Consider the following 24,884-nt stretch of genomic DNA (forward strand, 5'->3'; position numbering starts at 1 on the left):
CAACTCCGCTCGGAATCGGGCGGCGTAACCCGCGATCGGCGGGCCGACAATATTGTCGGCCCGCCGATCGTGTGCGGTCTCCACCTTCTCTCGGCACGGCGGCTCTCGGCACGGCGGCCGCACACTCGGCCCTCCACGCCAAGGGGCCGACGACGAGCCACACGGTATCCATGAACCGGCCCCGAACACCGCCTGACGATCGGCCGGATTCGATCGGCCGCGATGATCCGAGCGAACGCCTGAATATCCGTGTCGGCCAACAACGTTGCGCCCCGACCCCGCCGCACCGGCGCATATGAGCGGGAGCGTTGCCCCGATCAACTACTCTATAGAAATAGAGGATGCATAGCGGTGGCAGTTCCCCGGATTCCGGCGGACCGGCAGGGAGTGAGATGCGACATTGACCGGCAAGGCCCCGGACGCGCCGGCGACGTCGGACAGCCGTTCCTTGCGGCGGGATGCGATTCGGGAAGCCGCGCTCGACCTCGCGGCCAGCGGTGGTAACCGCGCGATCACCCATCACGCGATCGACGACCGGCTCGGGATCGCGCGCGGTTCGACCTCCTACTACTACCGCACCCGCCAGCATCTGCTGGAGGCGGCGATCGAGCATTTGGCCGCCACCTCCCGCGCGGCCTTCGACACCGCGCGGGCGGTTCCGGACACCCGCGACGATCCCCTCGACGGCGCCGCCGAACTCATCACCGGCCAACTGGATCTCCTGCTCGGCGACCGTCGCCGCGACTCGCTCGCTCGCTACGCACTGGCCGCCGACACCGCCGGGAACGAGGAACTGCGGCGGGCGCTCGCGGTATGCCTGTTCTCGTTGCCCGCGGCGGAAGCACTGCTGACCTCCCTCGGGGCTCCCGATCCAGAGCAGGCCGCACGTGATCTGATCAGCTTGCTGGAGGGACTGCTCTTCGACCGGCTCCACGGCCTTCGTTCGCTCCTCGAGATCACGCCGGACACGGCGGCCAGCCGAGACGATCTCCGCCCGACGATTCGCCGGTGGCTGCGCGCGCTCTCGAGGTGAGGCCGTCAGCGCTGCCCGGCGATGAGCCGTTGTGCGTCGCGGAGAACGTCTTTCGCTTCCGGAAGCAACGCATCGGCAACCGGGATGGACCGGCTCGGACGGACCGGTGACCTGGGCTGCGGTCGACATTTGAGACACTGGAGATCATGACTGCGGTACTCGAGGCCAAGCCCCAGCTGCGGATCGGCCCCTACCCCGTCGATCCGCCGGTGGTGCTCGCCCCGATGGCCGGTATCACGAATGTCGCGTTCCGGAAGCTGTGCCGCGAGTTCGGCAGCCGGACCTCGATCTATGTCTGCGAGATGATCACCGCCCGGGCCGTCGTCGAACGGCACGAGAAGACGCTGCACATGATGGCCTTCGACGAGGACGAGCATCCACGCTCGATGCAGCTCTACGGTGTGGATCCGAAGACGCTCGGCGAGGCCGTGCGCATCATCGTGGGCGAGGGCTGGGCCGACCATATCGATGTCAATCTGGGCTGCCCGGTGAAAAAGGTCACTCGGCTGGGCGGCGGCGCCGCGCTGCCCTACAAGCGCCGGTTGTTCCGCGACATCGTGCGCGAAATGGTCGCCGCCGCGGATCCCGCCGGAGTTCCGGTGACGTTCAAGTTCCGGATCGGGATCGACGACGACCACCTCACCTACCTGGACACCGGGCGGATCGCCGAGGGCGAGGGCGCGGCCGCGGTCGCCCTGCATGCTCGTACCGCCGCCCAGCTGTATTCGGGCACCGCGGACTGGTCGGCCATCGCCCGGTTGAAGGAGGCCGTCACCACCATCCCGGTCCTCGGTAACGGCGATATCTTCAGCGCTGACGACGCACTGGCAATGATCGCGCAAACCGGATGCGACGGGGTGGTGGTCGGTCGTGGATGTCTCGGACGCCCGTGGCTGTTCGCCGAGCTCAGTGCGGCGCTGCGCGGTGAGCCGATCCCGGCCGGCCCGAACCTCGGACGCGTAGGTGAAATCCTGCGCCGGCACGCGAACCTGCTCGTCGAACATGACGGCGAGGACAAGGCCATGCGCGATATCCGCAAGCATATGGCCTGGTACTTCATGGGGTTCCCGCTCGGCTCCCAACTGCGGCGCAGCTTCGCGACCGTGAGCAGTCTCGCTCAGCTGGACGATCTGATCGAACAGCTGCCGCCGGACGTGCCCTTCCCCGCCGATGCGCAGGGTCCACGCGGCAGACAGGGCTCACCCGCCGCGAAGGTGGTCCTCCCCGACGGCTGGCTCGACGACCCCGAGGACCCGACCGTCCCGGCCGCCGCCGATGTCATGCACAGCGGCGGCTGATCGACCTCTACGCTTCTGACCTGCCGGTTCAGTGATGGCTGGTTTAGAAGTGGCCAACTGTGGCGTAATCGTTATCATGGCGGGGGCCGCTGCGACCGGACAAGCGAGTGCGCGTGCCCTATAGCCAGGTGTGGAATCGACGATCCCGGTCGCGACGAAAGAGTGAAGTGAGGTTCGTAGGTGGGTGACGACGATCGGCGCGGGCGTCCGTCCCGGCCCGGAGGTCGCGCCCCGTGGGAGCGCTACCCAGGCCCGGATTCGGGTGAGAACGCCGCCGCCTCTCGCAGTCGGCACACGGACGAACCGCAATCCTCGGCCCCCATCACCGTCCATGATCTGGTGCAGCGGGTAGACAGCGAACGCATCGCACGCCGGCGTCAGGACGACGCCGCGGACGCGGGCCGCAAGGCGCCCGGCGGCGCCACCGGCCGAGGCCGGACGCCGCAGCCCGACCGTGGCGCGCGCCCGGGCGGAAACCGCAGTCGCACAAGCGATGACGGCGCCCCCGCGACGCCGCCCGGCGCGAACCGCCCCGGCCGCGGCGCCCCGCAGCCCGCCGCCAACCCACCCGGCCGTCCCGCAGCACCGCGTGCCGAAACCGGCGCCGGCCCGGCGAACCGCACCCGCGGCGCGGCTCCCGCGGCGGGACGCGGCAATCCGCGCAATCCCGCTCCCGGCGCACCGGCGGGCGGACCGGGAAGTGGCGATGCCCGCGCCGCCGCCGCAGGTGGCGCCGCAGGTCGCGGCCGGAAGACCTCCGACGCCCGGACCACTCAGGGCAACAACCGCGCCGCCGCGCCCGATCAGCGCACGCGCCGCACTCGATCCGGACGCCCGGCTGCCGCCGCGGCGGGATCGGCGTCGGTCGCCGGAAGTGCCGGCGCCACACCTGTTTCCGATGCCGCCCAGCCCACCGCGGTCTATCGCGCTCCCGCCACCGACGCGCGGGCCGATCAACAGCCTCCCGCGGCGCCTCCGCCCGCGGTCGAACAGGTCACCGATCAGCTGCCGGTCCCCGACGACGAATCGGCCTCGGAGGCAGCGTCTTCCGCGGCCGAGCAGCCCGACACACCCGCGCTGTCGCGACTGGCGGCGAGCCGTCAGCGGCGCCAGCGGCGGGTGCGGCTCGCGGCCCGCGCCACCACCTCGGCGTGCGCCGTACTGGCACTCGTGATGACCGGGGTCGGCTGGAATTACCTGCGCGCCACCGACAACGGCTTCACCCAGGTTTCGGCATTGGACCAGAACTCCGCCGATGTCGTCGATCCCGGCGGACAGACCGGTGACGAGAACTTCCTGATCGTCGGCACCGACACCCGTGCCGGGGTCGACAGCCAGCTCGGCGCCGGCACCACCGACGACGCCGAAGGCGCCCGCTCGGACACCGTCATGCTGGTGCACGTGCCGGCCAACCGGTCCCGCGTCGTCGCCGTCTCGTTCCCCCGCGACCTCGATGTGAGCCGGCCCGAATGCGAGGGCTGGGACAACGACCACGCCAAGTACACCGACGCGAAATTCCCCGCCGCGGCCGGCGACAAGCTCAATGCCACCTACGCTCTCGGCGGGCCGAAGTGCCTGACGAAGGTGATTCAGAAGATGTCGGGGTTGAATCTCAACCACTTCGTCGGGATCGACTTCAGCGGCTTCCAGTCGATGGTCGACACCATCGGCGGCGTCGAGGTGTGCACCACCCGGCCGCTGGTCGACGACGAACTCGGCACCGTCCTGCCGAATACCGGAAAACAGCTCCTCAACGGCCCGGTCGCTCTGGACTACGTGCGCGCACGCCATGTGCACGGCGAGGAGCGCAGCGATTACGACCGCATCCATCGTCAGCAGCTGTTCCTGTCCTCGCTGCTGCGCGGTGCGCTGTCGTCGAAGGTCCTGTTCGATATCGGCAAACTCAACGGCTTCATCAACGCCTTCAGCAGTCACGCCTTCATGGACCATGTGAGTACGAAGGATCTGCTGATGCTGGGCCGGTCCATGCAGAAGATGGATGCGGGCGCGATCACCTTCCTGACCGTGCCGACGGCCGGCACCACCTCCTACGGCAACGAGATTCCCCGCGAATCCGATATCAAGGCGATCTTCCAGGCGGTCATCGACGACCAGCCGCTGCCGGGCGAGAAGAAGGCGCCGGAGGCGCCCAAACCCTCCCAGGCCCCCGCCGCACCGCCGCAGCTGACCGCCGTCGATCCGAGCACGGTGTCGGTGCAGGTCTCCAACGGGTCGGGGGTCACCGGTGTGGCCGGTACCGCCGCGACGCGGATCGGCGCCGAGGGATTCCAGATCTACAACGTCGGCAACTACTCCGGCGGCACCATCGACACCACCACCGTCCGGTATTCGGCCGGTCACGAGGCGGAGGCGGCCACGGTGGCCTCGGCGCTGCCCGGCGCCAAGCTCGCGGTCGCCTCGGGGCTCGGCAGTATCGTCGAAGTGGCGCTCGGTTCGGATTTCACCGGCACCGTCGGTACCCCGACCGCGTTCGGTTCGCCGGTCCCCGCCCCCTCCGGGGCCGCCGATTCCACCGATCCGGTCGCACTCCCCTCCGATCTCGAACACGTCAACGCGGCCGACGATCTGTGCAAGTGAGCCGCGCCCACCTGCGCCGACGACGCGGCGGGACCGGCACCGACGATTCACTCGCCGTTCGTGACTTGGTCAGCAGGCCTGACTAGTCTGTGGATTCATGCGTGTCATCTACAACGAACAAATGGCTGAGCTCGCCGACTTGCTGGGCGAGATGGCCGGGCTGGCGGGCTCCGCCATGGAGCAGGCGACCCAGTCGCTGCTCCAGGCCGATATCTCATTGGCCGAACAGGTGATCACCGAATACGACCGGATCGCCGAGATGATCGCGCAGGCCGAGGAGAAGGCGTTCGCTCTGCTCGCGCTGCAGGCGCCTGTCGCGGGTGACCTGCGCCAGGTGGTCAGCGCGATTCAGATCGTCTCCGATGTGAATCGGATGGGTGTGCTGGCGCTGCACGTCGCCAAGGTCGCCCGGCGCCGCCACCCCAACCACGCCCTGCCGGAGTCGGTCAACGGCTACTTCGCCGAGATGGGCCGGATCGCGGTGAATATGGGCGCCGCCGCCCAGGAGGTCCTGGAGTCGCGCGACCCGGAGCGGGCCGCGCAGCTCAACGAGGACGACGAGGCGATGGACGATCTGCACCGCCACCTGTTCTCCCTGCTCATGGATCGGGAATGGAAGTACGGCGTCGCGGCCGCCGTCGATGTCACGCTGCTGGGCCGCTACTACGAGCGCTTTGCCGATCACGCGGTGGAGATCGGCCGCCGGGTGGTCTTCCTGGTGACCGGCGTGCTGCCACCGGATCCGGACGCCGAGGTCGAACGCATCTGAACTCCCCGCCTCCCGGGCCGCCGCGCACCGGGAGGCGCCACCGAGGTCGGGTTACGGGGCGGCGGGCGAGAGTCCGGCTGGTTCGCGCGCGGACCGGATGAGTTGCCCAGCGGCTCAGGAAATCTCCGTCCGCATGCGTGTGAATTCGCTTCCAGTGGACGAGTTCTGCTCGCCGTCCGTGCGGCCCAGCAGCGAAGCGCCGCGTTCGGGTTTCCAGGGCAGCAGGGCCGCGACGAGTACCGCGCAGGTCAGCAGTGCGCCGACCGCGGCCCAGGACGCTGCGGTCGAACCGGCCAGCGCGGCCACCTTCATACCGTGCACCAGATCGGCCTTCGCGCCGGCGAAGAACGGGCTGATCGGGGCTTTCACGATCTCGAGCACGCTGATCGGGGTATCGCGCGCGAGGCTTTTCTGGGTCGGATTCATGATCGCGTCCGGAATCGCGTCGATGCGGGCGCCGACTCGCTCGGTGTACACGGAGGTCATGATCGAGCCGAGGACGGCGACACCGAGCGTCCCGCCCACTTCACGAGTGGTGTCGTTGACCGCCGACCCGGCGCCGGCCTCCTCCATCGGGACCGACCCCATGATGGATTCGGTCGCGGGTCCCTGCACCACGCCGAAGCCCACTCCCATCAGCACCATGGAGACGAGAACGGTACCCAGATAAGGCGTTTCGATGGTCACCCGGCCGGCGAAGAACATCCCTGCGGCCAGCAGCACCAGGCCGCACACCACGGTCGCGGTGGTGCCGATTCGCTGGGCCACCAGTGTCGCCACCGGAGCGCCGAAACCGACCGCTGCCGCGAAAGGCAGTGAGTGGATGCCGAATTCGAGTGCGCTGAACTCCTTCACACCCTGGAAGTACTGGGTGATCAGGAACAGGAATCCGAACGCGCAGAAATAGGAGACCGTGATGGCCAGCGCGGGTATCGAGAACCGCCGGATCCGGAACAGCCGCATGTTCAGCACGGGCGACTCCACCCGCAGCTCCCAGATCACGTACACCGCGAGCAGAATCAGCGAGACCGCGTAGCCGGTGATGCTGCGACCGGACAGCCAGCCGTGCTTGGGCGCTTCGATGATCGTCCATACCAGCGTCGTGACCGCCACCAGCGACAATGCGATTCCGAGCAGATCCAGCCGTCCGGAGTGCTCGGCCCGGGATTCCGGCACCACGACCAGGACCGCCGCGATGGTGATCACCGCGATCGGCACATTGATCCAGAACACGGCGTGCCAGCTGAAGTATTCGAGCAGCCAGCCGCCGGTCACCGGTCCGATCGCCACCGCGACACCCGCCATCGCGGTCCACAGCGCGATGGCCGCGGCCCGGGCGCGGGCCTCGGGAAACAGATTGATGATCAGCGCCAGCGTCGCCGGGAAGACCGCCGCGGCGAAGACACCCATCCCGGCCCGGGCGACGATCACCTGACCGAGCCCGGACGACATCGCCCCCGCGGCCGACATCACCGCGACGCCCGCGAGACCGATGATCATCATCCGGCGGCGGCCGTAGCGGTCACCGAGATGTCCCAGCGCCAGCAGCAGCCCCGCGAAGGCGAGGGTGAACGCGTCGACGATCCACTGCAGTCCGCTCATCCGAGCCTGCAACTGCACCGCCATCGACGGCAGTGCCACGTTGACCAGTGTGTTGTCCAGCACCACCAAGAGCTCTGCCGCGCAGATCGCGATGAGCGCGAGTATCCGCATACGCGTCGCGGTCGGAATTCCGCGCTCGGATACTGGTCTCGCCGTTGACACCGACATCCCGGCCTCCTGACTATAACGATCGGTTTAGTTCAGGAGGAAGTTAGCTGTTACCGGCAGTTTCATACAACCGACCACGGTATGAGATGGGCGAGGACACATCCCGCCGGCTCTGTGATGCCCGCCACAGCGATACCGGCCGGGCACAAGGAAACCCCGTCGCACCGGCGACGGGGTTTCGGCATTCGGATCGAAGCTCGACCTGCGATCAGCCGAAGCGGCCGGAGATGTAGTCCTCGGTCGCCTTCTGCGTCGGGTTGGAGAAGATGCGCTCGGTCTCGTCGATCTCGATCAGCTTGCCGGGTTTGCCCTGCGACTCCAGGTTGAAGAACGCCGTCTGGTCACTCACCCGAGCAGCCTGCTGCATGTTGTGGGTGACGATGACGATCGTGTACTCCTTCTTCAGCTCGGAGATCAGATCCTCGATCGCGAGCGTGGAGATGGGATCCAGCGCCGAACAGGGCTCGTCCATCAGCAGCACATCCGGCGAGACCGCGATGGCGCGGGCGATGCACAGACGCTGCTGCTGACCACCGGACAGTCCGCCGCCGGGCTTGTCCAGGCGATCCTTCACCTCGTTCCAGAGGTTGGCGCCGCGCAGCGAGCGCTCCGCGACCTCGTCGAGGTCCTTGCGGTTGCGCACGCCCTGCAGCTTCAGCCCGGCCACGACGTTGTCGCGAATCGACATGGTGGGGAACGGATTCGGGCGCTGGAACACCATGCCGATGGTGCGGCGCACACCGACCGGGTCCACCGTGGAGCCGTAGATGTCCTCACCGTCGAGCAGCACCGCGCCCTCGACGCGGGCGTTCGGGGTCACCTCGTGCATGCGGTTCAGCGACCGCAGCACCGTGGACTTACCGCAGCCCGATGGGCCGATGAACGCGGTGACGCTGCGCGGCAATACGGTCAGCGACACCTCGGATACGGCATGGAATTTGCCGTAGAAGATGTTGAGATCTTTGACGTCGATCCGCTTGGCCATTGTCGTATTCCGTTCGCTTCTATCGGTTCCGCGTGAGCAGTTTGTTGACCACGGCCGCACCGACGTACAGCAGGGCGATGATCAGGATCAGCGTCAGCGACGCGCCCCACACTCGCATCCGGCCGGCCGGTTCCGGGTTGGCCAGCTCCTGGTAGATCATCAGCGGCAGCGAGGCCATATTTCCGTTGAAGATGTCGAAGTTGATCGACTTCGAGTATCCGACCAGCACCAGCACCGGCGCGGTCTCACCCATGACGCGGGCGACCGCGAGGAGCATGCCGCTGATCATGCCGGGCAGCGCGGTGGGGACGACGATCCGCAGGATCGTCTTCCACTTCGGAATGCCCAGCGCGTACGACGCCTCACGCAATTCGTCCGGCACCAGTTTGAGCATTTCCTCGGTACTGCGCACCACCACCGGCAGCATCAGCAGGACCAGCGCCAGCGAGACCGCGAACGCGGACTGCGGGAAGCCGAAGGTGGCGATCCACAGGGCGAAGACGAACAGCGCCGCCACGATCGAGGGCACACCCGCGAGGATGTCGACCATGAAGGTCGTCGTCTTGGCCAACCAGCCGCGGCCGTATTCGACCAGGTAGATCGCGGCCAGAATGCCCAGCGGCACCGCGATCACGGCGGCGACCGCGGACTGGACGATGGTGCCGTAGATCGCGTGGTACACACCGCCCGCGAACTGGTCGGGCAACACGCCCTTCTGCGAGTTCGTCCACCAGCCGCTGCTGACGATCGCGTGGAAGCCCTTGTTGAGCACCAGGATCAGCACCCAGCACAGCGGGATGAGGGCGATGACGAAACATCCCCACATGACCACGCTGGCCAGGTTGTTGCGAATCTTGCGGTTCAGGCTCACGTGCCGGAAGGTCGGCGCCTTGATCGGCTTGTCGAGTGTGGTTGTGGACATCAGCCGTTCACCTTCCCGCCGGCGGCGACCCGAGCCAGGGCATTGACCACGAACGTCAACGCGAAGAGTACGAAGCCGGCCGCGATGTAGGCGCCGGTCGGCAGGGCCTGACTGAATTCCGATGCTGCCGAGGCGATCTTGGAGGCGAAGGTGTAGCCGCCGTCGAACAGCGACCAGCTGCCGGGCTGGGCGGCCGTACGCAGCACGATGAGCACCGCGATGGTCTCACCGAGCGCGCGGCCCAGACCCAGCATGGATCCGGCGATCACGCCACTGCGGCCGTAGGGCAGCACGGTCATCCGCACCACCTCCCACTTGGTGGCGCCCAGCGCCTGCGCGGCCTCGATGTGCGCGCGGGGGGTCAGCTGGAAGACCTCCCGGCTGACCGAGGTGATGATCGGCAGGATCATCACCGCCAGCACGACCCCGGCGGTGAAGATGGTGCCGCCGCCGCTGATGGAGACGTTGCCTTCCTTGAACAGGAAGAACCATCCCAGGTTGTTGTTGAGGAATTGTTCGAAGGGCGCCAGCTTCTGCGCCAGCACCAGGAATCCCCACAGACCGAACACGATCGAAGGCACCGCCGCGAGCAGATCCACCAGCATCGCGAACGGACGAGACAGCACCTTCGGCGCGTATTGCGTCAGGAACAACGCGATACCGACGCCGAGGGGTACGGCGATCAGCAACGCCAGCAGCGAGCTCAGCACCGTCACCGTGAACAGGTCACGGATGCCGAAATGCATATTGTCGGCGTTGGTGACGTTGAACTCGGCGCTGGTGAAGAAGTTCGCCTTGTTCGCCGCGACCGACGGCACCGCGCGAATCAGCAGAAACAGCGCGATGAGGGCGATCGCCGCGACGATCGTCGCGCCGGCGGCCGTGGCCAGGGAGCGGAAGATGTTCTCCGCCCGTCGGCTGTGGGCGCGTTTGCGACCGGCCGGTTCGTTATTCGAATCGCTCGGCATGGATGAAGTATCTCCCGGAGGGACTTCACTGCCCGTCCGCGGACCGGTCGAATCCGACTGGCCCGCGGCGGTGACTTCGTCGTGGACGGTCATTGGGGTTTCGCAATCAGGAGATGGCGTTGATCGCTGTGGTCAGCTTGGTCTTGAACGCATCCGGGATCGGCACGTAGCCGGAGTCCTCGAGGCCGTTCTGACCGTTGGTGACCGCGGAGGTCAGGAATGCCTTGACGGCCTTACCCGTGTCGGCGTCGGCGTACTTCGAGCACACGATCTCGTAGGTGGCCAGCATGATCGGGTAGGCGCCCGGATCGGTCGGCTTGTAGAACGACTTGGTGTCGATGACCAGGTCGTTGCCCTCACCGGTGATCTTCGCCGCGGCGATCGCCTTACCGGCGGACTCGGCGTTCAACGCGACCGGCTTCACGGCGGCATCGGTGATGATCTGCGCGGTCGACAGGTTCTGCGACCGAGCGAAGGACCACTCGTTGTAGGTGATGGCGCCCTTGGTGCTCTTGATCGCGGCCGAGGTGCCCTCGTTGCCCTTGGCGCCCTCGCCCACACCGCCGGCGAAGGACTTGCCCGCACCCTTGCCCCAGGCGCCGTTGGACGCGGCGTCCAGGTAACGCTGGAAGTTGTCGGTGGTGCCCGACTCGTCACTGCGGAAGATCACGTGGATCGGGTCCGAGGGCAGGTTCACGCCCTGGTTCAGGCCCTTGATCGCCGGGTCGTCCCACTTGGTGATGGTGCCGTTGAAGACCTTCGCCGCCGTCGGACCGTCGAGGGTCAGATCGGTGACACCGTCGAGGTTGTAGGTGATGGCGATCGGACCGAAGACTGTCGGCAGGTTCCAGGCCGGTGCGCCACACCGGTCGGCGGCCTTCTTCGGCTCGTCCTTCTTGGCGTCCAGGGCGGAGTCCGAACCACCGAAATCGGTCTGACCGCCGACGAATTCGTTCACACCGGCACCCGAGCCGCTGGAGGTGTAGTCCAGCTTGGCGCCATCGCAGTTCTGCTCGTAGGCCGCGATGAAACGGTCCATCGCGTTCTTCTGAGCAGAGGATCCGCTGGCCTTGAGCGCCTTCTTGCCGCCACATGCGACATCGACCTTGGTGGTGTTACCGGTCGCGGCCGAGTTGTCATCGCTACCACAGGCAGACAGAGTCAAGGTACCGGCAGCCGCCAGTACGCCGAGGAGAGCGCCGCTGCGCTTGAAATTCACTGTTCCTCCGGGAAACACTTCGTACACGCCCGATCCCTCAACGACCGGACGGGTCCTGTGGGTGGCCGTTCGCAGAGAACTTGCGCACCGAGCAGCGGATGCCGCCCACAAGTAACGTAGGTTCGCCCGGTTGACAGTGGGACCTGGGGAAGTGAACGCGGAGTGAACAACCCGGCGCGATTGTGGTTCAAACCTGTGAGATTTGCCGCACCATTACTGCGCCGGTATCAACGAGTCGAATACGCGGCGTCGATATGCGCGGTCTCGAAGCCCAGGCGGCTGTAGGTGTGCACCGCGGCGGTGTTGTCGGCCTCGGTGTAGAGAATCACCGCACCCAGCCCTCGATCGCGCAGATAGTGCAGGCCGGCGAGGGTCAGGATGCGGCCCAGGCCCCGGCCCTGCGCGGCCGGATCGACGGCCACCACATAGACCTCCCCGACCGCGTCCGAGTTCTCGTCCGGATCATGCACCTTGGTCCAGTGAAAACCCAGGATACGAGCGGGATCGGCCGGATCGACGGCGATGAACAGGCCCTTGGGGTCGAACCAGTGCGCCGCCCGGCGGACCGCGATGTCGGCCTCGGTCCAGCCCCCCTGTTCGGGATGCCAGTCGAACGCGGCGTTGTTGACCCGCAGGATTTCGGCATCGTCGACGGGTCCGGCGTAGGTCCGCAGCACGAGGTTCTCGGGCACCGGCAGTTCCGGTAGCTCAGTGGTTGCCAAACCGCCTTCGGCGGGGGCCTCGAGCAGTGGGCGCCGCATCTGCCACAACTCCCGGGCCACCACCAGGCCGAGCCGCCCGGCGACCGCCCGCGCGGGGGCCAGATTGCCGTGCGCCCAGATCCGCGCTCCCGGCCCACCGGCCTCCAGAGCCGCCGCGACCAGAGCCGCGCCGATGCCGCGCCCGCGCGCCCGCGGATCGACCACCGCCTCCGCCATCGCGGGGTGATCACCGTGTGCTGGAACGAGATTCGCGTACGCGACCAGCTCACCGTCACGTTCGATCGGCAAATGCCGGGCCCGGGCGGCGGCCCCCTCCGCATCGGCGCCACCGGCGGCCGCGGATACCGAGAGCACGGCCTGCTCCGAGACGGGCGCCACGCCATCGGCAGCGCTCGCCCGCTCGATCAGCTCCACGGTCTTCGTCGCGATCGCTGGGGACACATCGTCGGCCCAGTCCGGCACCCGCACGCTCACACACATCCCTCGCTCATCCGGTCCATATTTCTCCGACCACCGGCACCGTCGCCGCGATCATTCCCGAATCGCCGCTCACTTCCGGTTCGCCGCAGGCCTTTTCGCCGTCGAGTCCGATCACCGGGCGGACCGCGCGAACCGAACTCGACCGCACCGCACCACCGTTCTACACCGAACTCAGGAAGGACTGCCGTTGACCTGCGTCAGCTGCGAATCCTCGGCGCCGTCGTCGCCCTCGTCGGCGGCGGGCGCCTGTTCGCCGCCCTTGGCTCCCGACGAACGCGCCGGGCGCACCGCCTTGTACCCGACATTGCGGACGGTGCCGATCAACGATTCGTATTCACTGCCGAGTTTGGCCCGCAACCGCCGCACGTGCACATCGACCGTGCGGGTGCCGCCGAAGAAGTCGTAGCCCCAGACCTCCTGCAGCAGCTGCGCGCGGGTGAAGACCCGGCCGGCATGCTGCGCGAGATACTTCAGCAGCTCGAACTCCTTGTAGGTGAGGTCGAGCGGACGACCACGCAGCCGCGCGGTGTAGGTGCCCTCGTCGATCACCAGTTCGCCGAGCGTGATCTTGCCGGTGTTCTCCGGGCTGGCCGCACCGCCGTTGCGGGCGACCAGCAAGCGCAGCCGCGCATCCAGTTCGGCGGGTCCGGTACCCGGCAGCAGAATGTCGTCGAGCCCCCAGTCGGCGTTGACCGCCACCAGGCCGCCCTCGGTCAGCACCGCGACGACGGGAACCGAGGATCCGGTACTGCCCAGCAGCCGGCACAACCCGCGCGCCGCGGCCAGATCGGTGCGCGCGTCGACCAGCGCCACATCGGCGGTACCCGCTTCGAGCAGTGAGGCCACCTCCGTGGGCGCGGGCCGCACATTGTGCGGCAGCAGCGCCAGCGACGGCAGTACGGCTTCCGGATTCGGATCGGAGGTCAGCAGGAGCAACTCCACCGGCTCTCCTCCCACTCGGGGCATGTCCGCGGGCAACCTCGACGTCAATCCCGAATCCATGCGCGTCGGCACAGGTAATTCGGTGCCTACATTAGCGTGTGCGCGGCGACGTTCATGTATTCGATGCCTCGCCCGAGCCCGCCGCCGTGCCCGGCACCGCCAGCTCGACACCCGTCCCGCGAGCCTGCCGCGTGTCGGCAGATATCGTGCCTAGGCGGGTAGCCTCCTCACCGGGACACCCACGCCTCGCACTACCCTCCGCGCGCGACCACGGGTTTGCGCGCCCGGACGGCCTGAACTCGGAGCATGTGGATGAGAAAACTGATCGTCGGACTGCTGCTGGTGGTCGCGATCGCCGTGGTGGTCGATTTCACCGCGGCGGCCTACTCGGAGTATCGGGTATCGCGGTCGCTGCGCGCGGGGGGCGAGCTCAGCGCCGATCCCGAGGTGACCATCCACGGCTTCCCCTTCCTGGCACAGGCCGCCCGCGGCGCCTACCGAAACATCGAGGTCCGGGCCCGCGCGAACCGGCCCGACATCCCCGGCGAAATCCTCGTCGAGGCCACCCTCGACGGTGTCCACCTGTCGATGCACGATCTGGTGGACAACGACATGCGGTCGGTCATGGTGGACGACGTCGCCGGGCGGATGCGGATCGAACCCGTCGAACTGGGCAGGCTGTTCAACATCCCGGACCTCGAGGTGGTGACGCGGCCGGCCGACAAATCCGACGGCACCGGCGGTTCCGGTGGTTCCGGGATGACCACCCAGGGCGCCCTCGTCCTCACCGGAACCATCCAGCTCGGACCCGAGACCCGCAGTACCGACCGGGTCAGCGTGAAGGCCGATCTGTTCCTCGACGGCGATCAGATCAAACTCGTCGCGACAGACCTCTACCACGGTGGAGTGGACAGCAACGCGCCCACGACCACCGCCGCCGAGCTCGGCCCCGACCTGGACAAGGCGGCCGTCCTCGCGCGCTTCACCCGCACCATCGATACCAAGGATCTGCCTTTCGGAGTGCCCCCGAAGAAGGTGCAGGCCGTCGGCGGGAATATCGTGGTAGAGGGGGAAGGGGAGAATATCCGCATTGATATGGACAGGTTTGCCCGACCATGATTGAACTCACGATCCTCGCCGTCGTCCTGCTGGCCGGGGTGGCCGCGGGTCTCGCCCTGAAGATGCGTGAGGGCCGGGTCCGCACGGCGAAGTCCACCGAGATCGCGGGTTCACGCACCGAATTGCTCAGCACCGTCGGCGTCACCGAGGCGGTGCCGACCGTCCTGCACTTCTCCGCCGACTGGTGCGGTCCGTGCGCCGCGGTCCGGCGGGTGGTGGCCGGAGTCGTGGCGGATCTGGCCGATACCGTGCACCCTCCGCGCGATATCGAGGTCGATATCGACGCCGAGGCCGAGCTGGCACGGGAACTGAATGTGCTCTCGCTGCCGACCACGTTCGTCTTCGACTCCCTCGGCCGCGAGCGGTTCCGGATCTCGGGTGTGCCCAAGGCCACCGATCTGCGCAGTGCGCTGGCCCCGCTGACTGTTCCCGAGGCCGCCTGAACCTCCTGTTCGGAGCGATTTTTCCGACCGGGCGCGGGTACCGGGCGTCGCGACGGCCGGTCCGCCGTCTACCCCGCTGGTCAGCCGAGTTTCGTACCCCGGGTCCAATTCCCTCCCGAAACCGGGTAAACTGCTCTGCGTGCAATCCCGCCGAGAGCTGATGCTCACCCGACGCCGCACAGTCGATCTGTGCCGCCTCGGCGGTTGTTGCTGCCTGTGCATGTAGCCGGTCGGCCTTTCGTATCCTTTGCCGCCGATCGGTTCTCTACCGCGTGTGTGATCTCTTCGATCCCCCGGTGATCCGACCTATCTGACGGATAACCCCTCATACAGATAAGCCTTCATTCAGCGCAGGAGCACCTCGTGCCTCAGAACACCAACAACTCCCCCACCGGTCAGGTGGATGTCCGCGGCCCGAGATTCGCGGCATGGATCACCACCGGTGTCCTCGTGCTGGTCCTGGTCGTGTCCGCGTTCTCCACGGCGGCCGCGGCGGTGCTGCTCGCCGTGCAGGCGATCGCCTTCGCCCTCGGCGCGCTGTACGGCCCGCGACGCACCCCCTACGGCTGGGTTTTCGCGACCTTCGTCGCGCCGCGAGTCGGCCCGGCCACCGAGACCGAGCCGGTCCCGCCGCTGCGGTTCGCCCAGCTGGTCGGATTCGTCTTCGCGGTCGCCGGATTCATCGGCTTCGCGGCCGGCGCGGGCGTGGTCGGCGCGATCTTCACCGCGTTCGCCCTGTTCGCGGCCTTCCTCAACGCGGCCTTCGGTATCTGCCTCGGTTGCATGATCTATCCGCTCGCCCAGCGGTTGATCCAGCGCGCGCCCGCCGAATCGACCCGGGTGACCAGCTGACCGACCCGACTGTCCCTATCCGCTCTCCACATACCCCGGCAAGTCACATCGAAAGGAACAACATGGCTCGCTCCGATGTCCTGGTCTCCGCAGACTGGGTCGAAGAGAACCTCAACACCCCCGGCATCGTGATCGTCGAGGTCGACGAGGACACCTCCGCCTACGACACGGGCCACATCGAGGGTGCCGTCAAGCTCGACTGGAAGAAGGATCTGCAGGATCCGGTTCGGCGTGACTTCGTCAACCGTGAGCAGTTCTCGGATCTGCTGTCGGCCCGCGGTATCGGCAACGATGACACCGTCGTCCTCTACGGCGGCAACAACAACTGGTTCGCGGCGTACGCGTACTGGTACTTCAAGCTGTACGGCCACCAGGATGTCAAGCTGCTCGACGGCGGCCGCAAGAAGTGGGAGCTCGACGCCCGCCCGCTGTCGACCGATGCCGTGACCCGTCCGGGCACCAGCTACAAGGCCGGCGAGCAGGATCTGGCGATCCGCGCCTTCCGCGACGACGCCATCCAGGCCATCGGCGTCAAGAACCTCGTCGACGTGCGTTCGCCCGACGAGTTCTCCGGCAAGATTCTCGCTCCCGCGCACCTGCCGCAGGAGCAGAGCCAGCGTCCCGGCCACATCCCCGGCGCCATCAACGTGCCGTGGAGCAAGGCCGCGAACGAGGACGGCACCTTCAAGTCCGACGAGGAACTGACCGCCATCTACAAGGAGGCGGGCCTCGACGGCGAGAAGGAGACCATCGCCTACTGCCGCATCGGTGAGCGCTCGTCGCACACCTGGTTCGTGCTGCAGGAGCTGCTGGGCCACAAGAACGTCAAGAACTACGACGGGAGCTGGACCGAATACGGCTCCCTCGTCGGTGCACCGATCGAGTTGGGAGCGTAAATAGATATGTGTGCAGCACCTACCCAGGGTCAGGCCCTTCCGGCCAACGTCGACACCGAGAAGGAGACGGTCCTCACCGGACGCGTCCTCGATGCGGACGGTAACCCGGTAGGCGGCGCCTTCGTCCGCCTGCTGGACTCGAGCGACGAGTTCACCGCCGAGGTCGTGGCCTCCGGCACCGGTGATTTCCGCTTCTTCGCCGCGCCCGGCACCTGGACCCTCCGCGCCCTGTCCTCCACGGGCAACGGCTCGGCCCAGGTCAGCCCCGAGGGTGCGGGCGTCCACAACGTCGACGTGACCGTCGCCAAGTAATACGGATTCGTCCAGGTATTACCTGCAGTGAACGTCGCCGCACAGGCCGACGAGAGCGCTGAACACTGCGCGCACATTGCACGAGAACGGCCCCGGGAAATCTTTTCCCGGGGCCGTTTTCGTATCCCGGCGACGAGTCGTTAAACTCCGATATGTGGTCTTAGCCTTCGAGATTCTGCTGGTTCTCGTCTCCGTACTGATCGCCTGGTTCGGTCTGTACGTCCTCTACCGGCTCTTCACCGAGTCGTGACGGATTCGGCGAGCGAGAACGTCGAAAACTCAACGGCCAACGGTCACGCCGCACAGGCACGTACCGAAGGTCGCAATACCGAGAACGCGGCTCGCCGCAGTGGCGACGAGGCGGTAGCCGATGCTGCCGAGCGGGCCAAATCCACGGCCGGTCGCAACATTCCGCAGTTGCCGGATCTGCCGCTGCCCGAGGATACCGCGAATCTGCGGCTCGGTCCCGATCTGAGTGCCTCCATGCTCGCCCTGCTGCCGCTGGTCGGCGTGTGGCGCGGCGAGGGCGAGGGCAACGATCCCGAGCGCGGCGGCGACTATCACTTCGGCCAGCAGATCATCGTCTCCCACGACGGCGGCGACTATCTGTCCTGGGACTCCCGTTCCTGGGTCATCGACACCGACGGCAACTACGCCGGCCCCGATCTGCGCGAGAGCGGTTTCTGGCGGGTCGGCATCGACGGTGACGACGAGGTCATCGAACTCCTGCTGACCCACAGTTCCGGCATCGTCGAATTGTTCTATGGCCAGGCCCTGACCCAGTCCTCGTGGGAGCTGGCGACCGATGTGGTGATCCGCAGCCAGTCCGGCGCGGTGGTCGGCGGCGCCAAGCGTCTGTACGGCATCGTCGAAGGCGGCGATCTGGGCTACGTCGAGGAACGAGTGGAAGCCGACGGCGCCTTGAAGCCTCGCCTGTCCGCCCGCCTGCAGCGCTACATCGGCTGAGTACACGAAGCTGGCCGGGCTCGGGGAGGCGAAAGAGAACGGCCCCCGAGCCTTACCACGGAGACTGTGTCTCGTCGCGGTTCCCGGTCGGACAACCGGGGGCTCGGGGGCCGGGTGACTGCCTTGGATTAGCTCAGCGCTCGCGCGGAGAGGGAATCCTCTGCAGCGGGCCGCGGTACGAAGACCGCGGCTGTGGCGCTCAACCGGCAGCCACCTCACGCGTCCTTTGAATATCCATTCTTCGAACCACCTCCTTTCCCGTGTACAGACGAAGTTACCGGCGGCGGGTCCTGGTCTGCAACGGATTTTCCGCAGAGCCGAATTCCGGTGCCGACCTGCGTGTTCGAGTCCCGTCAGCGGGTGGCTGCCCGACTGGTGATCGACACCACACCACCGGGTTCGACGGTGACCACGGTGTCGGCACGGTGGTCGGGCGGCAGTTGGTGGGTGACGACCACCACGGTCCGGTCCGGCGCTATCAGGCCACCGGTGTCGTCCAGCAGTGCGCGCAGCAGATCGGCACCGGCCTCGGCCTCCATGTGTTCGGTCGGTTCGTCCAACAGCAGGGTGTGCGCCGGTGCGACCAGCGCGCGGGCCAGCAGCAGCCGCCGCCGCTGTCCGCCCGAGACCGCCGCGGCGCCGCCGATCAGATCCGTGTCCACTCCCTCCGGCTGGGCATCGAGCCAGCTGCCCGAACCTACCGCGCGCAAGGCGATTTCGGCCTCGTCGGCGGTCAGGTCACCGCGGGCGACCCGAAGGTTCTCCAGGACGGTGGTGCCGAACAGGTGAGCGTCCTCGGCGAAGAAGGTTCGTCCCGGGCGCGGCGCATCGAACAGCCCGGCCCAGGCCATGAGCAGAGTGGTCTTACCCGCGCCGCTGGGACCGACCACGGCGATGCGGCGGCCGGGCGGGAGATCGGGCAGCGCCCGGACCAGCTCGGCGCGGGGATCCTCTCGAGCTCCCGGTGCCGGCGCGGGCATCCGGTCCGGGTCCAGGGCGCGAATGCGATGCAGTGCCGCACGTCCCTTGGTCAGCGCCTGTGCCGCGGCGGGCAGTACCGCGACGGCTTCGAAGGCCGACAGCGGCAGCAGGACGAGTACGGCGAAGGCCATCGGGGTGATACCACCGGGTGCGGCGGGCTGCAGCGGTTCGGTGGACGCACCGGAGCCGCCGCCGTACAGCACGATTCCGATGAGCAGGGCGCCGAGCACGCTGACCCCGATGGACAACGGGGTCGCCGCGGCGGCCCACGCACTGTGCGACGCGGCGCGATCCTCCGCTCGGGCGGCCCGGCCGGCGGTCGCGGAGGCGGTCTCGATCGCGGCGTCGAGCCGCCCGGCGACCCGCAACTCGGCGGCGTGATCGAGCACCGTGACGGCCGCGGCGCGGAATTCGGCGCGATCGGATCGCACGGCCAGTTCGGCCTCGCGCGCGGCCCGCGCGGACATCCAGGGCGCGAATACGCCTGAAACCAGCAGCGCGGCGGCCAGAATCACCGCGGCCGGCACCGCGATGGTGGCCAGTAGCGCGACGGCCGCCAGCGACAGCAGCACCGCCACCGCGATCGGTACCAGGGCGCGCACGACGACCGCGCCGAGATCGTCGATATCGGCGCCGACCCGGGTGAGCAGGTCGCCGCGCCGCAGCAGGGACGCCGCGGCCACATCGGAGCGCCGGTCCGGGTCGCCGCCGTCGCCGCGATCGGGATCGGTCCCGGCGGGTGAGTACGCACCGGAGGCCGATCGATCACCGAGGCCGCCCTGCCGCACGGTCCAGAAATCGGCGCGGGCCAGGGCCGTGTACACGGCGGTGCGCGCGGTCGTCATCGCGCGCAGGGCGACATCGTGGGTCGACAGGCGCTCGATGTATCGGAACACCCCGCGGGAGATGCCCAGTGCCCGAACGGCGACCACCGCGACACTGAGATCCAGCACCGGTGGCATCTGCCATGCCCGTGCGATCAACCACGCCGCCAGCGCGGCCAACCCCAGCCCGCTGCCCAGCGCGACCGTGCCCCAGCAGACCGATACCGCCACCCGCCACAGCGATATCTCCGATACTCGCCGCAGCGCCCGCATATCGGACCACAGGGTTGTCACCGTCGCCCACCCCCTGCCGCGCCGCCGCGGTCGATCCCCGTCCACCCGGCGGACGCCGATCGCCCGGCGGCGGAAAGATCCGGGCGGCTCGTCCGGTCCGGTTCGGAAGGTCCGGTCCGATGGTCCGGCCGCGCCTCGTCCGTTCGTCCGGGATCGTCGTCCCCGGCCGTGGTGGTCCGATTCATCGAAAAGTCCCGCCTATCACTGTCGTCCGCGGCCGCCCGCTGGTCGGCGCGCACCTCGACGACGTGATCGGCGATGGCGACCACGGTCGGCCGGTGGGCCACGACGATGACCGTGGCGCCCGCGCGGGCCCGTTCGGACAGGGCCGCGAGAACGGTTGCCTCGCTGTCGTCGTCCAGGTGAGCCGTGGGCTCGTCGAGGAGCAGGATCGGGCGGTCCGCGGCCAGTACGCGCACCAGGGCCAGGCGTTGGCGCTGTCCCAGCGACAAGCCCAGTCCGCCGGCGCCGACGACGGTGTCCCAGCCCTGCGGCAGCCCGGCGAGGACGGCGTCGAAACCGGTGGCGGCACAGGCTCGATCGATGTCCGGCGAGTCCGGCCGGGCGCCGAAGAGTTCCAGATTCTCGCGCAGCGTGCCGGGCAGCAGTACCGGGCGCTGCGGTAACCAGGCCAGCCGCGACCACCAGGCCGCGGAATCCAGTTCGCCGACCGGATGGCCGGATACCCGGACGATGCCGCGCTCGGGCGTGATCAGCCCCAGGATCGCCTGCAGGGCAGTCGATTTACCGCTGCCGTTCGGTCCGGTCAGGACCGTGACCGCGCCGGCCCCGACGACCGCGGACAGCCCTGCCGGTGCGTATCCGTCCCGGGCGCGCACGCCGACACCGCACAGTTCGATGGACACCGGGTACGCCGACAGCGGACGCGACTCCCCCGCCGGCACCGACCCCGGCCGGGCTGTTCGCACTGGCGCGTCGCCAGGTTCGAGCACCGCGAAAGCCCTGTCGGCGGCGGCCATTCCGTCCTGAGCGGCGTGGAAGCGCTCCCCCACCGCACGCAGCGGCAGGTACACCTCGGGCGCGAGGATCAACCCGAGCAGTCCGGCGTAGAGGTCCATATGCCCGAACACCAGCCGCAGACCGATCGAGACCGCGACCAACGCCACACACAGCGTCGCGAGCATCTCCAGCACCATCGAGGAGAGGAACGCCATCCGCAGCGTGGCCATGGTCCGCTTGTGCAGGGCCTCACCCAGCTCCCGGACCCGATTGCGCATGGTCGGCGAATCATCGCCGGTCGCACCGGTTTCCCGGCCCAGCTCACGCAGCGTCGGCATACCCGCGAACAGATCGAGCATCTGATCCGACAGGCGGGTGGTGGCGGTCAGCGCCTCGGCGGCGCGGCCCTGGGTCATCAGCCCGATCAGGATCATGAAGATCGGGATCAGCGGGAGCGTCACCAGGATGATGGTGGCCGCGGTGAGGTCGTGGGCGGCGATCACCGCCAGCACGATCGGCGGCACCAGCGCGGCGAGCAGTAGCGCCGGCAGATATCCGGTCAGATAGGCGCGCAGACCTCCGAGTCCGTCACCGACCACCACCGCGAGTTCGGTACGCCGGGTATCCAATTCACGTGGCGGCAGCGCGGCGCCGACGGTGAGTACCGACGTCTCCAAATCCGAAACCACCCGCGCGCCCGCACGATGGGCCAGCCGCGACTGCCACCAGGTCGCCGCGGCCCGCACGCCGACCGCCGCCGCCAGCCCGATCAGCTCGGCCGACCACACCCCCGGTGTCCGCCGCGCCGGATCGGTGATCACCCCCGCCGCCACCCGAGCCAGCAGCAGCGCCGCGACCACGATGCAGATCGTGATCACCAGCGAAAGCCCCACGCTGACAACCAGATAGCGGCGAGCCGAGCGAGCGTGCCGCCACAGCCGGGGGTCGACGGGCCGAGCCATGACCGCTCCGGCTACCGGGCCCGGCTGCGCATCGGCAGGCCGATGGGTGCGGGGATCTGCTCGACGGTGATCCGCTTGCGGAACACCCAGTACGTCCAGGCCTGGTAGATCAGCACCACGGGGGTCAAGACCACGGCGACCCAGCTCATCACCACCAGCGTGTAGTGCGTGGAGGAGGCGCTGACGGTGGGATGTCCGTCGACCGTGCGGCCGTCCACGGTGAGCCCGTAGGCGGCGTCGATGGTCGAGGGCAGCACGTACGGGAACAGGGCGCCGAACAGCAGCACGACCGCGGCGACGACGGTGAGTGCGGTGCCGGTGAACGCCCAGCCGTCCCGGTGACGCAGTACGGCGCCGCCCGCGAGCAGCAATCCGACCACCGCCAGTGCCAGCGGAATCCAGGTCCAGCCGTGGCCGTGCGCGAACTGGGTCCACAACCCGAAAGCCGCCACCACGACGACCGTCGGCACCCACACCCCGCGGGCGATCCGCTCGGCGGTATCGCGGATGTCGCCACCGGTCTTCAGCGCGATGAACACCGCACCGTGCAGGATGAACAACAGTAGCATGGTCAGCGCGCCGAGCAGCGCGTACGGCCCCAGCAGGCCGAGGAATCCGCCCTCGATGTGCCGGTGCTCGTTGAGCTGCACCCCGTGCACGATGTTGGCGAACGCCAAGCCCCAGGCCAGCGCCGGAACCCAGGAACCGAAGACGATGGCCGCATCACACCACCACCGCCAGCGCGGATCGTTGATCTTGCCGCGCCATTCGATCGCGACGGCTCGCACGATCAATGCCACCAGAATCAGCAGGAGGGCCAGATAGAACCCGGAGAACAGGCTGGCGTACCACTCCGGGAAGGCCGCGAACATGGCGCCACCGGCGGTGATCAGCCACACCTCGTTACCGTCCCAGACCGGACCGATCGTGTTGAGTACGGCGCGCTTTCGCGTCTCGTCGCCGCGGCCGATGACCGGCATCAGGATCCCGACGCCGAAATCGAAGCCCTCGAGGACGAAGTAGCCGGTGAACAGCACACCGATCAGTAAGAACCAGAATTCGGGAAGACTCATCCTCGGCTCCTCAGTATGCGAACGACAGTTTGTCCACCGCAGCCGATTCCGACTCCGACGGCGGCTGTTCGGGTCCGGCGATCACATAGCGGCGCATCAGGAAGAACCAGACGATCGCGAGGACGCCGTACAGCAGAGTGAAGACGATCAGCGAGGCCAGCACCGTGCCGGCGGTATGACCCGATACGGCTTGCTGCACCGTCATCCGGATATCCGGATTGCCGGTGGGATTCGGTGCGACCACCCATGGCTGACGGCCCATCTCGGTGAACACCCAGCCCGCGCTGTTGGCCAGGAAGGGCGTCGGAATGCAGAGCAGGCTCAGCCATTTGTACCAGGTCTGATCGGGAATCCGGCCACGCCGGGTCATCCAGAAGCCCAGCAGCGCAATGGCCGCCGAACCGATCGCCCAGCCGATCATGGCGCGGAAGGTCCAGTAGGTGACGAACAGATTCGGCCGGTAGTCACCGGGGCCGAACTTCTCGTTGTAGCTGAGCTGCAGATCCTTGACGCCCTGGAGCGTGACCCCGCTGAACTTGCCCTCGGCCAGATAGGGCAGCACGCCGGGCACCTCGATGACGTGAGTGACACTGTCGCAGTTGTTGTGCGTGCCGACGGTCAGGATCGAGAAGTCGGGATCGGTTTGGGTGTGGCACAACGATTCCGCCGAGGCCATCTTCATCGGCTGCTGCTTGAACATCAGCTTGCCCTGGATGTCACCGGTGATGAACAGCGCGATTCCGGAGATCACGATGACCCACATGCCACATCGGGCCACCGGGCGCCACATCGCGCGCGCCTCGGCCATCTTCTCGGCATCGCCCGAGCGCGCGTTGCGGACCATCCACCAGCCGCCGATACCCGCGACGAAGGTACCCGCTGTGAGCAGTGCGCCGGCCACGACGTGGGGGAACGCCGCGAGCGCGGTGTTGTTGCCCAGCAACGCACCGATACTCACCAACTCGGCGCGGCCGGATTCGGGGTTGTACTTCGCGCCGACCGGATGCTGCATGAACGAGTTCGCGGCGATGATGAAGTAGGCCGAGGCGTTGACCCCGATCGCGACCAGCCAGATGGTGGCCAGGTGGACCAGTTTCGGCAGTCGCGACCAGCCGAAGATCCACAGACCCAGGAACGTCGATTCGAGGAAGAACGCGGCCAGCCCCTCCATGGCCAGCGGGGCGCCGAAGACGTCGCCGACGAAGCGGGAGTATTCACTCCAGTTCATCCCGAACTGGAACTCCTGCACGATGCCGGTCGCGACGCCGAGCGCGAAGTTGATCATGAACAGCTTGCCGAAGAACTTCGTCAGCCGGTACCAATGATCCTTGCCCGTGATCACCCATGCGGTCTGCATACCGGCGACCAGGGGCGCGAGCCCGATGGTCAACGGTACGAAGATGAAGTGATAGACGGTCGTGATCCCGAATTGCCAACGTGAGACGTCGACGACATCCATCCCGGCGGCCTCCTGTGTCATGCGGGACATCCACACG

Annotated in this window: 21 protein-coding genes; 10 read left to right on the plus strand and 11 right to left on the minus strand. The window is 67.7% G+C overall.

Features of this window, described 5'->3' with window-relative positions; genetic code table 11:
- The first annotated feature begins 400 nt into the window (after positions 1 to 400).
- The 4 genes from LKD76_RS28950 to phoU all read left to right on the plus strand — a co-directional run bounded on the left by LKD76_RS28950 (position 401) and on the right by phoU (position 5,698).
- Positions 401 to 1,033, plus strand: coding sequence for a TetR/AcrR family transcriptional regulator (locus LKD76_RS28950; RefSeq protein ID WP_227984551.1), 633 nt, complete (start codon positions 401 to 403; stop codon positions 1,031 to 1,033).
- Positions 1,034 to 1,179: 146 nt separating this feature from the next.
- Positions 1,180 to 2,331 carry a tRNA dihydrouridine synthase DusB gene (gene dusB, locus LKD76_RS28955; RefSeq protein WP_227984552.1) on the plus strand — a complete coding sequence of 384 codons (1,152 nt, stop codon included), beginning with the start codon at positions 1,180 to 1,182 and terminating at the stop codon, positions 2,329 to 2,331.
- A 180-nt stretch (positions 2,332 to 2,511) separates the two neighbouring features.
- A complete protein-coding gene (locus tag LKD76_RS28960; RefSeq protein WP_227984553.1) occupies positions 2,512 to 4,929 on the plus strand; it encodes an LCP family protein in 2,418 nt (805 codons plus the stop codon).
- Between the two features lie 97 nt (positions 4,930 to 5,026).
- A complete protein-coding gene (gene phoU / locus LKD76_RS28965) occupies positions 5,027 to 5,698 on the plus strand; it encodes a phosphate signaling complex protein PhoU (protein ID WP_227984554.1) in 672 nt (223 codons plus the stop codon).
- A gap of 114 nt (positions 5,699 to 5,812) precedes the next feature.
- Here the strand turns inward: phoU and LKD76_RS28970 are convergent, their stop codons facing one another.
- The 7 genes from LKD76_RS28970 to LKD76_RS29000 all read right to left on the minus strand — a co-directional run bounded on the left by LKD76_RS28970 (position 5,813) and on the right by LKD76_RS29000 (position 13,706).
- Positions 5,813 to 7,468, minus strand: coding sequence for a DHA2 family efflux MFS transporter permease subunit (locus tag LKD76_RS28970; RefSeq protein WP_443678164.1), 1,656 nt, complete (start codon positions 7,466 to 7,468; stop codon positions 5,813 to 5,815).
- A gap of 208 nt (positions 7,469 to 7,676) precedes the next feature.
- A complete protein-coding gene (pstB, locus tag LKD76_RS28975) occupies positions 7,677 to 8,453 on the minus strand; it encodes a phosphate ABC transporter ATP-binding protein PstB (protein WP_227984556.1) in 777 nt (258 codons plus the stop codon).
- Between the two features lie 19 nt (positions 8,454 to 8,472).
- Entirely contained in the window at positions 8,473 to 9,375 is a 903-nt protein-coding gene (gene pstA, locus LKD76_RS28980; RefSeq protein ID WP_227984557.1) for a phosphate ABC transporter permease PstA, read from the minus strand.
- Positions 9,375 to 10,343, minus strand: a complete 969-nt coding sequence (gene pstC, locus LKD76_RS28985) for a phosphate ABC transporter permease subunit PstC (RefSeq protein ID WP_227984558.1) — start codon at positions 10,341 to 10,343, stop codon at positions 9,375 to 9,377. The genes pstA and pstC overlap by 1 nt, the downstream gene beginning before the upstream one ends.
- 106 nt (positions 10,344 to 10,449) lie before the next feature.
- A complete protein-coding gene (gene pstS / locus LKD76_RS28990; RefSeq protein WP_227984559.1) occupies positions 10,450 to 11,562 on the minus strand; it encodes a phosphate ABC transporter substrate-binding protein PstS in 1,113 nt (370 codons plus the stop codon).
- 227 nt (positions 11,563 to 11,789) lie between these two features.
- Entirely contained in the window at positions 11,790 to 12,758 is a 969-nt protein-coding gene (gene mshD, locus LKD76_RS28995) for a mycothiol synthase (RefSeq protein ID WP_372465944.1), read from the minus strand.
- A gap of 177 nt (positions 12,759 to 12,935) precedes the next feature.
- The gene (locus tag LKD76_RS29000) at positions 12,936 to 13,706 is read right to left on the minus strand and encodes a winged helix-turn-helix transcriptional regulator (protein WP_227984561.1); all 771 of its coding nucleotides are present in this window, start codon (positions 13,704 to 13,706) and stop codon (positions 12,936 to 12,938) included.
- Between the two features lie 312 nt (positions 13,707 to 14,018).
- Between LKD76_RS29000 and LKD76_RS29005 the strand changes: the two genes are divergently transcribed.
- The 6 genes from LKD76_RS29005 (at position 14,019) to LKD76_RS29030 (ending at position 18,294) form a co-directional block, all read left to right on the plus strand.
- Entirely contained in the window at positions 14,019 to 14,825 is an 807-nt protein-coding gene (locus LKD76_RS29005) for an LmeA family phospholipid-binding protein (protein WP_227984562.1), read from the plus strand.
- Positions 14,822 to 15,268: a thioredoxin family protein gene (locus LKD76_RS29010; RefSeq protein ID WP_227984563.1), complete on the plus strand. Its 447-nt coding sequence runs from the start codon at positions 14,822 to 14,824 to the stop codon at positions 15,266 to 15,268. The genes LKD76_RS29005 and LKD76_RS29010 overlap by 4 nt, the downstream gene beginning before the upstream one ends.
- Positions 15,269 to 15,631: 363 nt before the next feature.
- On the plus strand, positions 15,632 to 16,120 hold the full coding sequence (locus LKD76_RS29015; protein WP_227984564.1) for a DUF4395 domain-containing protein: 489 nt from the start codon (positions 15,632 to 15,634) through the stop codon (positions 16,118 to 16,120).
- Positions 16,121 to 16,182: 62 nt separating this feature from the next.
- Positions 16,183 to 17,016, plus strand: a complete 834-nt coding sequence (locus tag LKD76_RS29020) for a sulfurtransferase (RefSeq protein ID WP_227984565.1) — start codon at positions 16,183 to 16,185, stop codon at positions 17,014 to 17,016.
- 6 nt (positions 17,017 to 17,022) lie between these two features.
- Positions 17,023 to 17,328: a DUF1416 domain-containing protein gene (locus LKD76_RS29025; RefSeq protein ID WP_227984566.1), complete on the plus strand. Its 306-nt coding sequence runs from the start codon at positions 17,023 to 17,025 to the stop codon at positions 17,326 to 17,328.
- Between the two features lie 246 nt (positions 17,329 to 17,574).
- A complete protein-coding gene (locus LKD76_RS29030; protein WP_227984567.1) occupies positions 17,575 to 18,294 on the plus strand; it encodes a heme-binding beta-barrel domain-containing protein in 720 nt (239 codons plus the stop codon).
- 353 nt (positions 18,295 to 18,647) lie between these two features.
- On the opposite strand, the gene cydC is transcribed toward LKD76_RS29030, so the two are convergent.
- Genes cydC through LKD76_RS29050 form a run of 4 tightly spaced genes read right to left on the minus strand, consistent with a single transcriptional unit; the run spans position 18,648 to position 24,847 of the window.
- Entirely contained in the window at positions 18,648 to 20,372 is a 1,725-nt protein-coding gene (gene cydC, locus LKD76_RS29035; protein ID WP_227985450.1) for a thiol reductant ABC exporter subunit CydC, read from the minus strand.
- A gap of 17 nt (positions 20,373 to 20,389) precedes the next feature.
- The gene (gene cydD / locus LKD76_RS29040; protein ID WP_227984568.1) at positions 20,390 to 22,315 is read right to left on the minus strand and encodes a thiol reductant ABC exporter subunit CydD; all 1,926 of its coding nucleotides are present in this window, start codon (positions 22,313 to 22,315) and stop codon (positions 20,390 to 20,392) included.
- A gap of 11 nt (positions 22,316 to 22,326) precedes the next feature.
- Entirely contained in the window at positions 22,327 to 23,388 is a 1,062-nt protein-coding gene (cydB, locus tag LKD76_RS29045) for a cytochrome d ubiquinol oxidase subunit II (protein ID WP_227984569.1), read from the minus strand.
- A gap of 10 nt (positions 23,389 to 23,398) precedes the next feature.
- A complete protein-coding gene (locus LKD76_RS29050) occupies positions 23,399 to 24,847 on the minus strand; it encodes a cytochrome ubiquinol oxidase subunit I (protein ID WP_227985451.1) in 1,449 nt (482 codons plus the stop codon).
- Between the last annotated feature and the right edge of the window lie 37 nt (positions 24,848 to 24,884).

Source organism: Nocardia spumae, assembly GCF_020733635.1.
Classification (GTDB): domain Bacteria; phylum Actinomycetota; class Actinomycetes; order Mycobacteriales; family Mycobacteriaceae; genus Nocardia; species Nocardia spumae.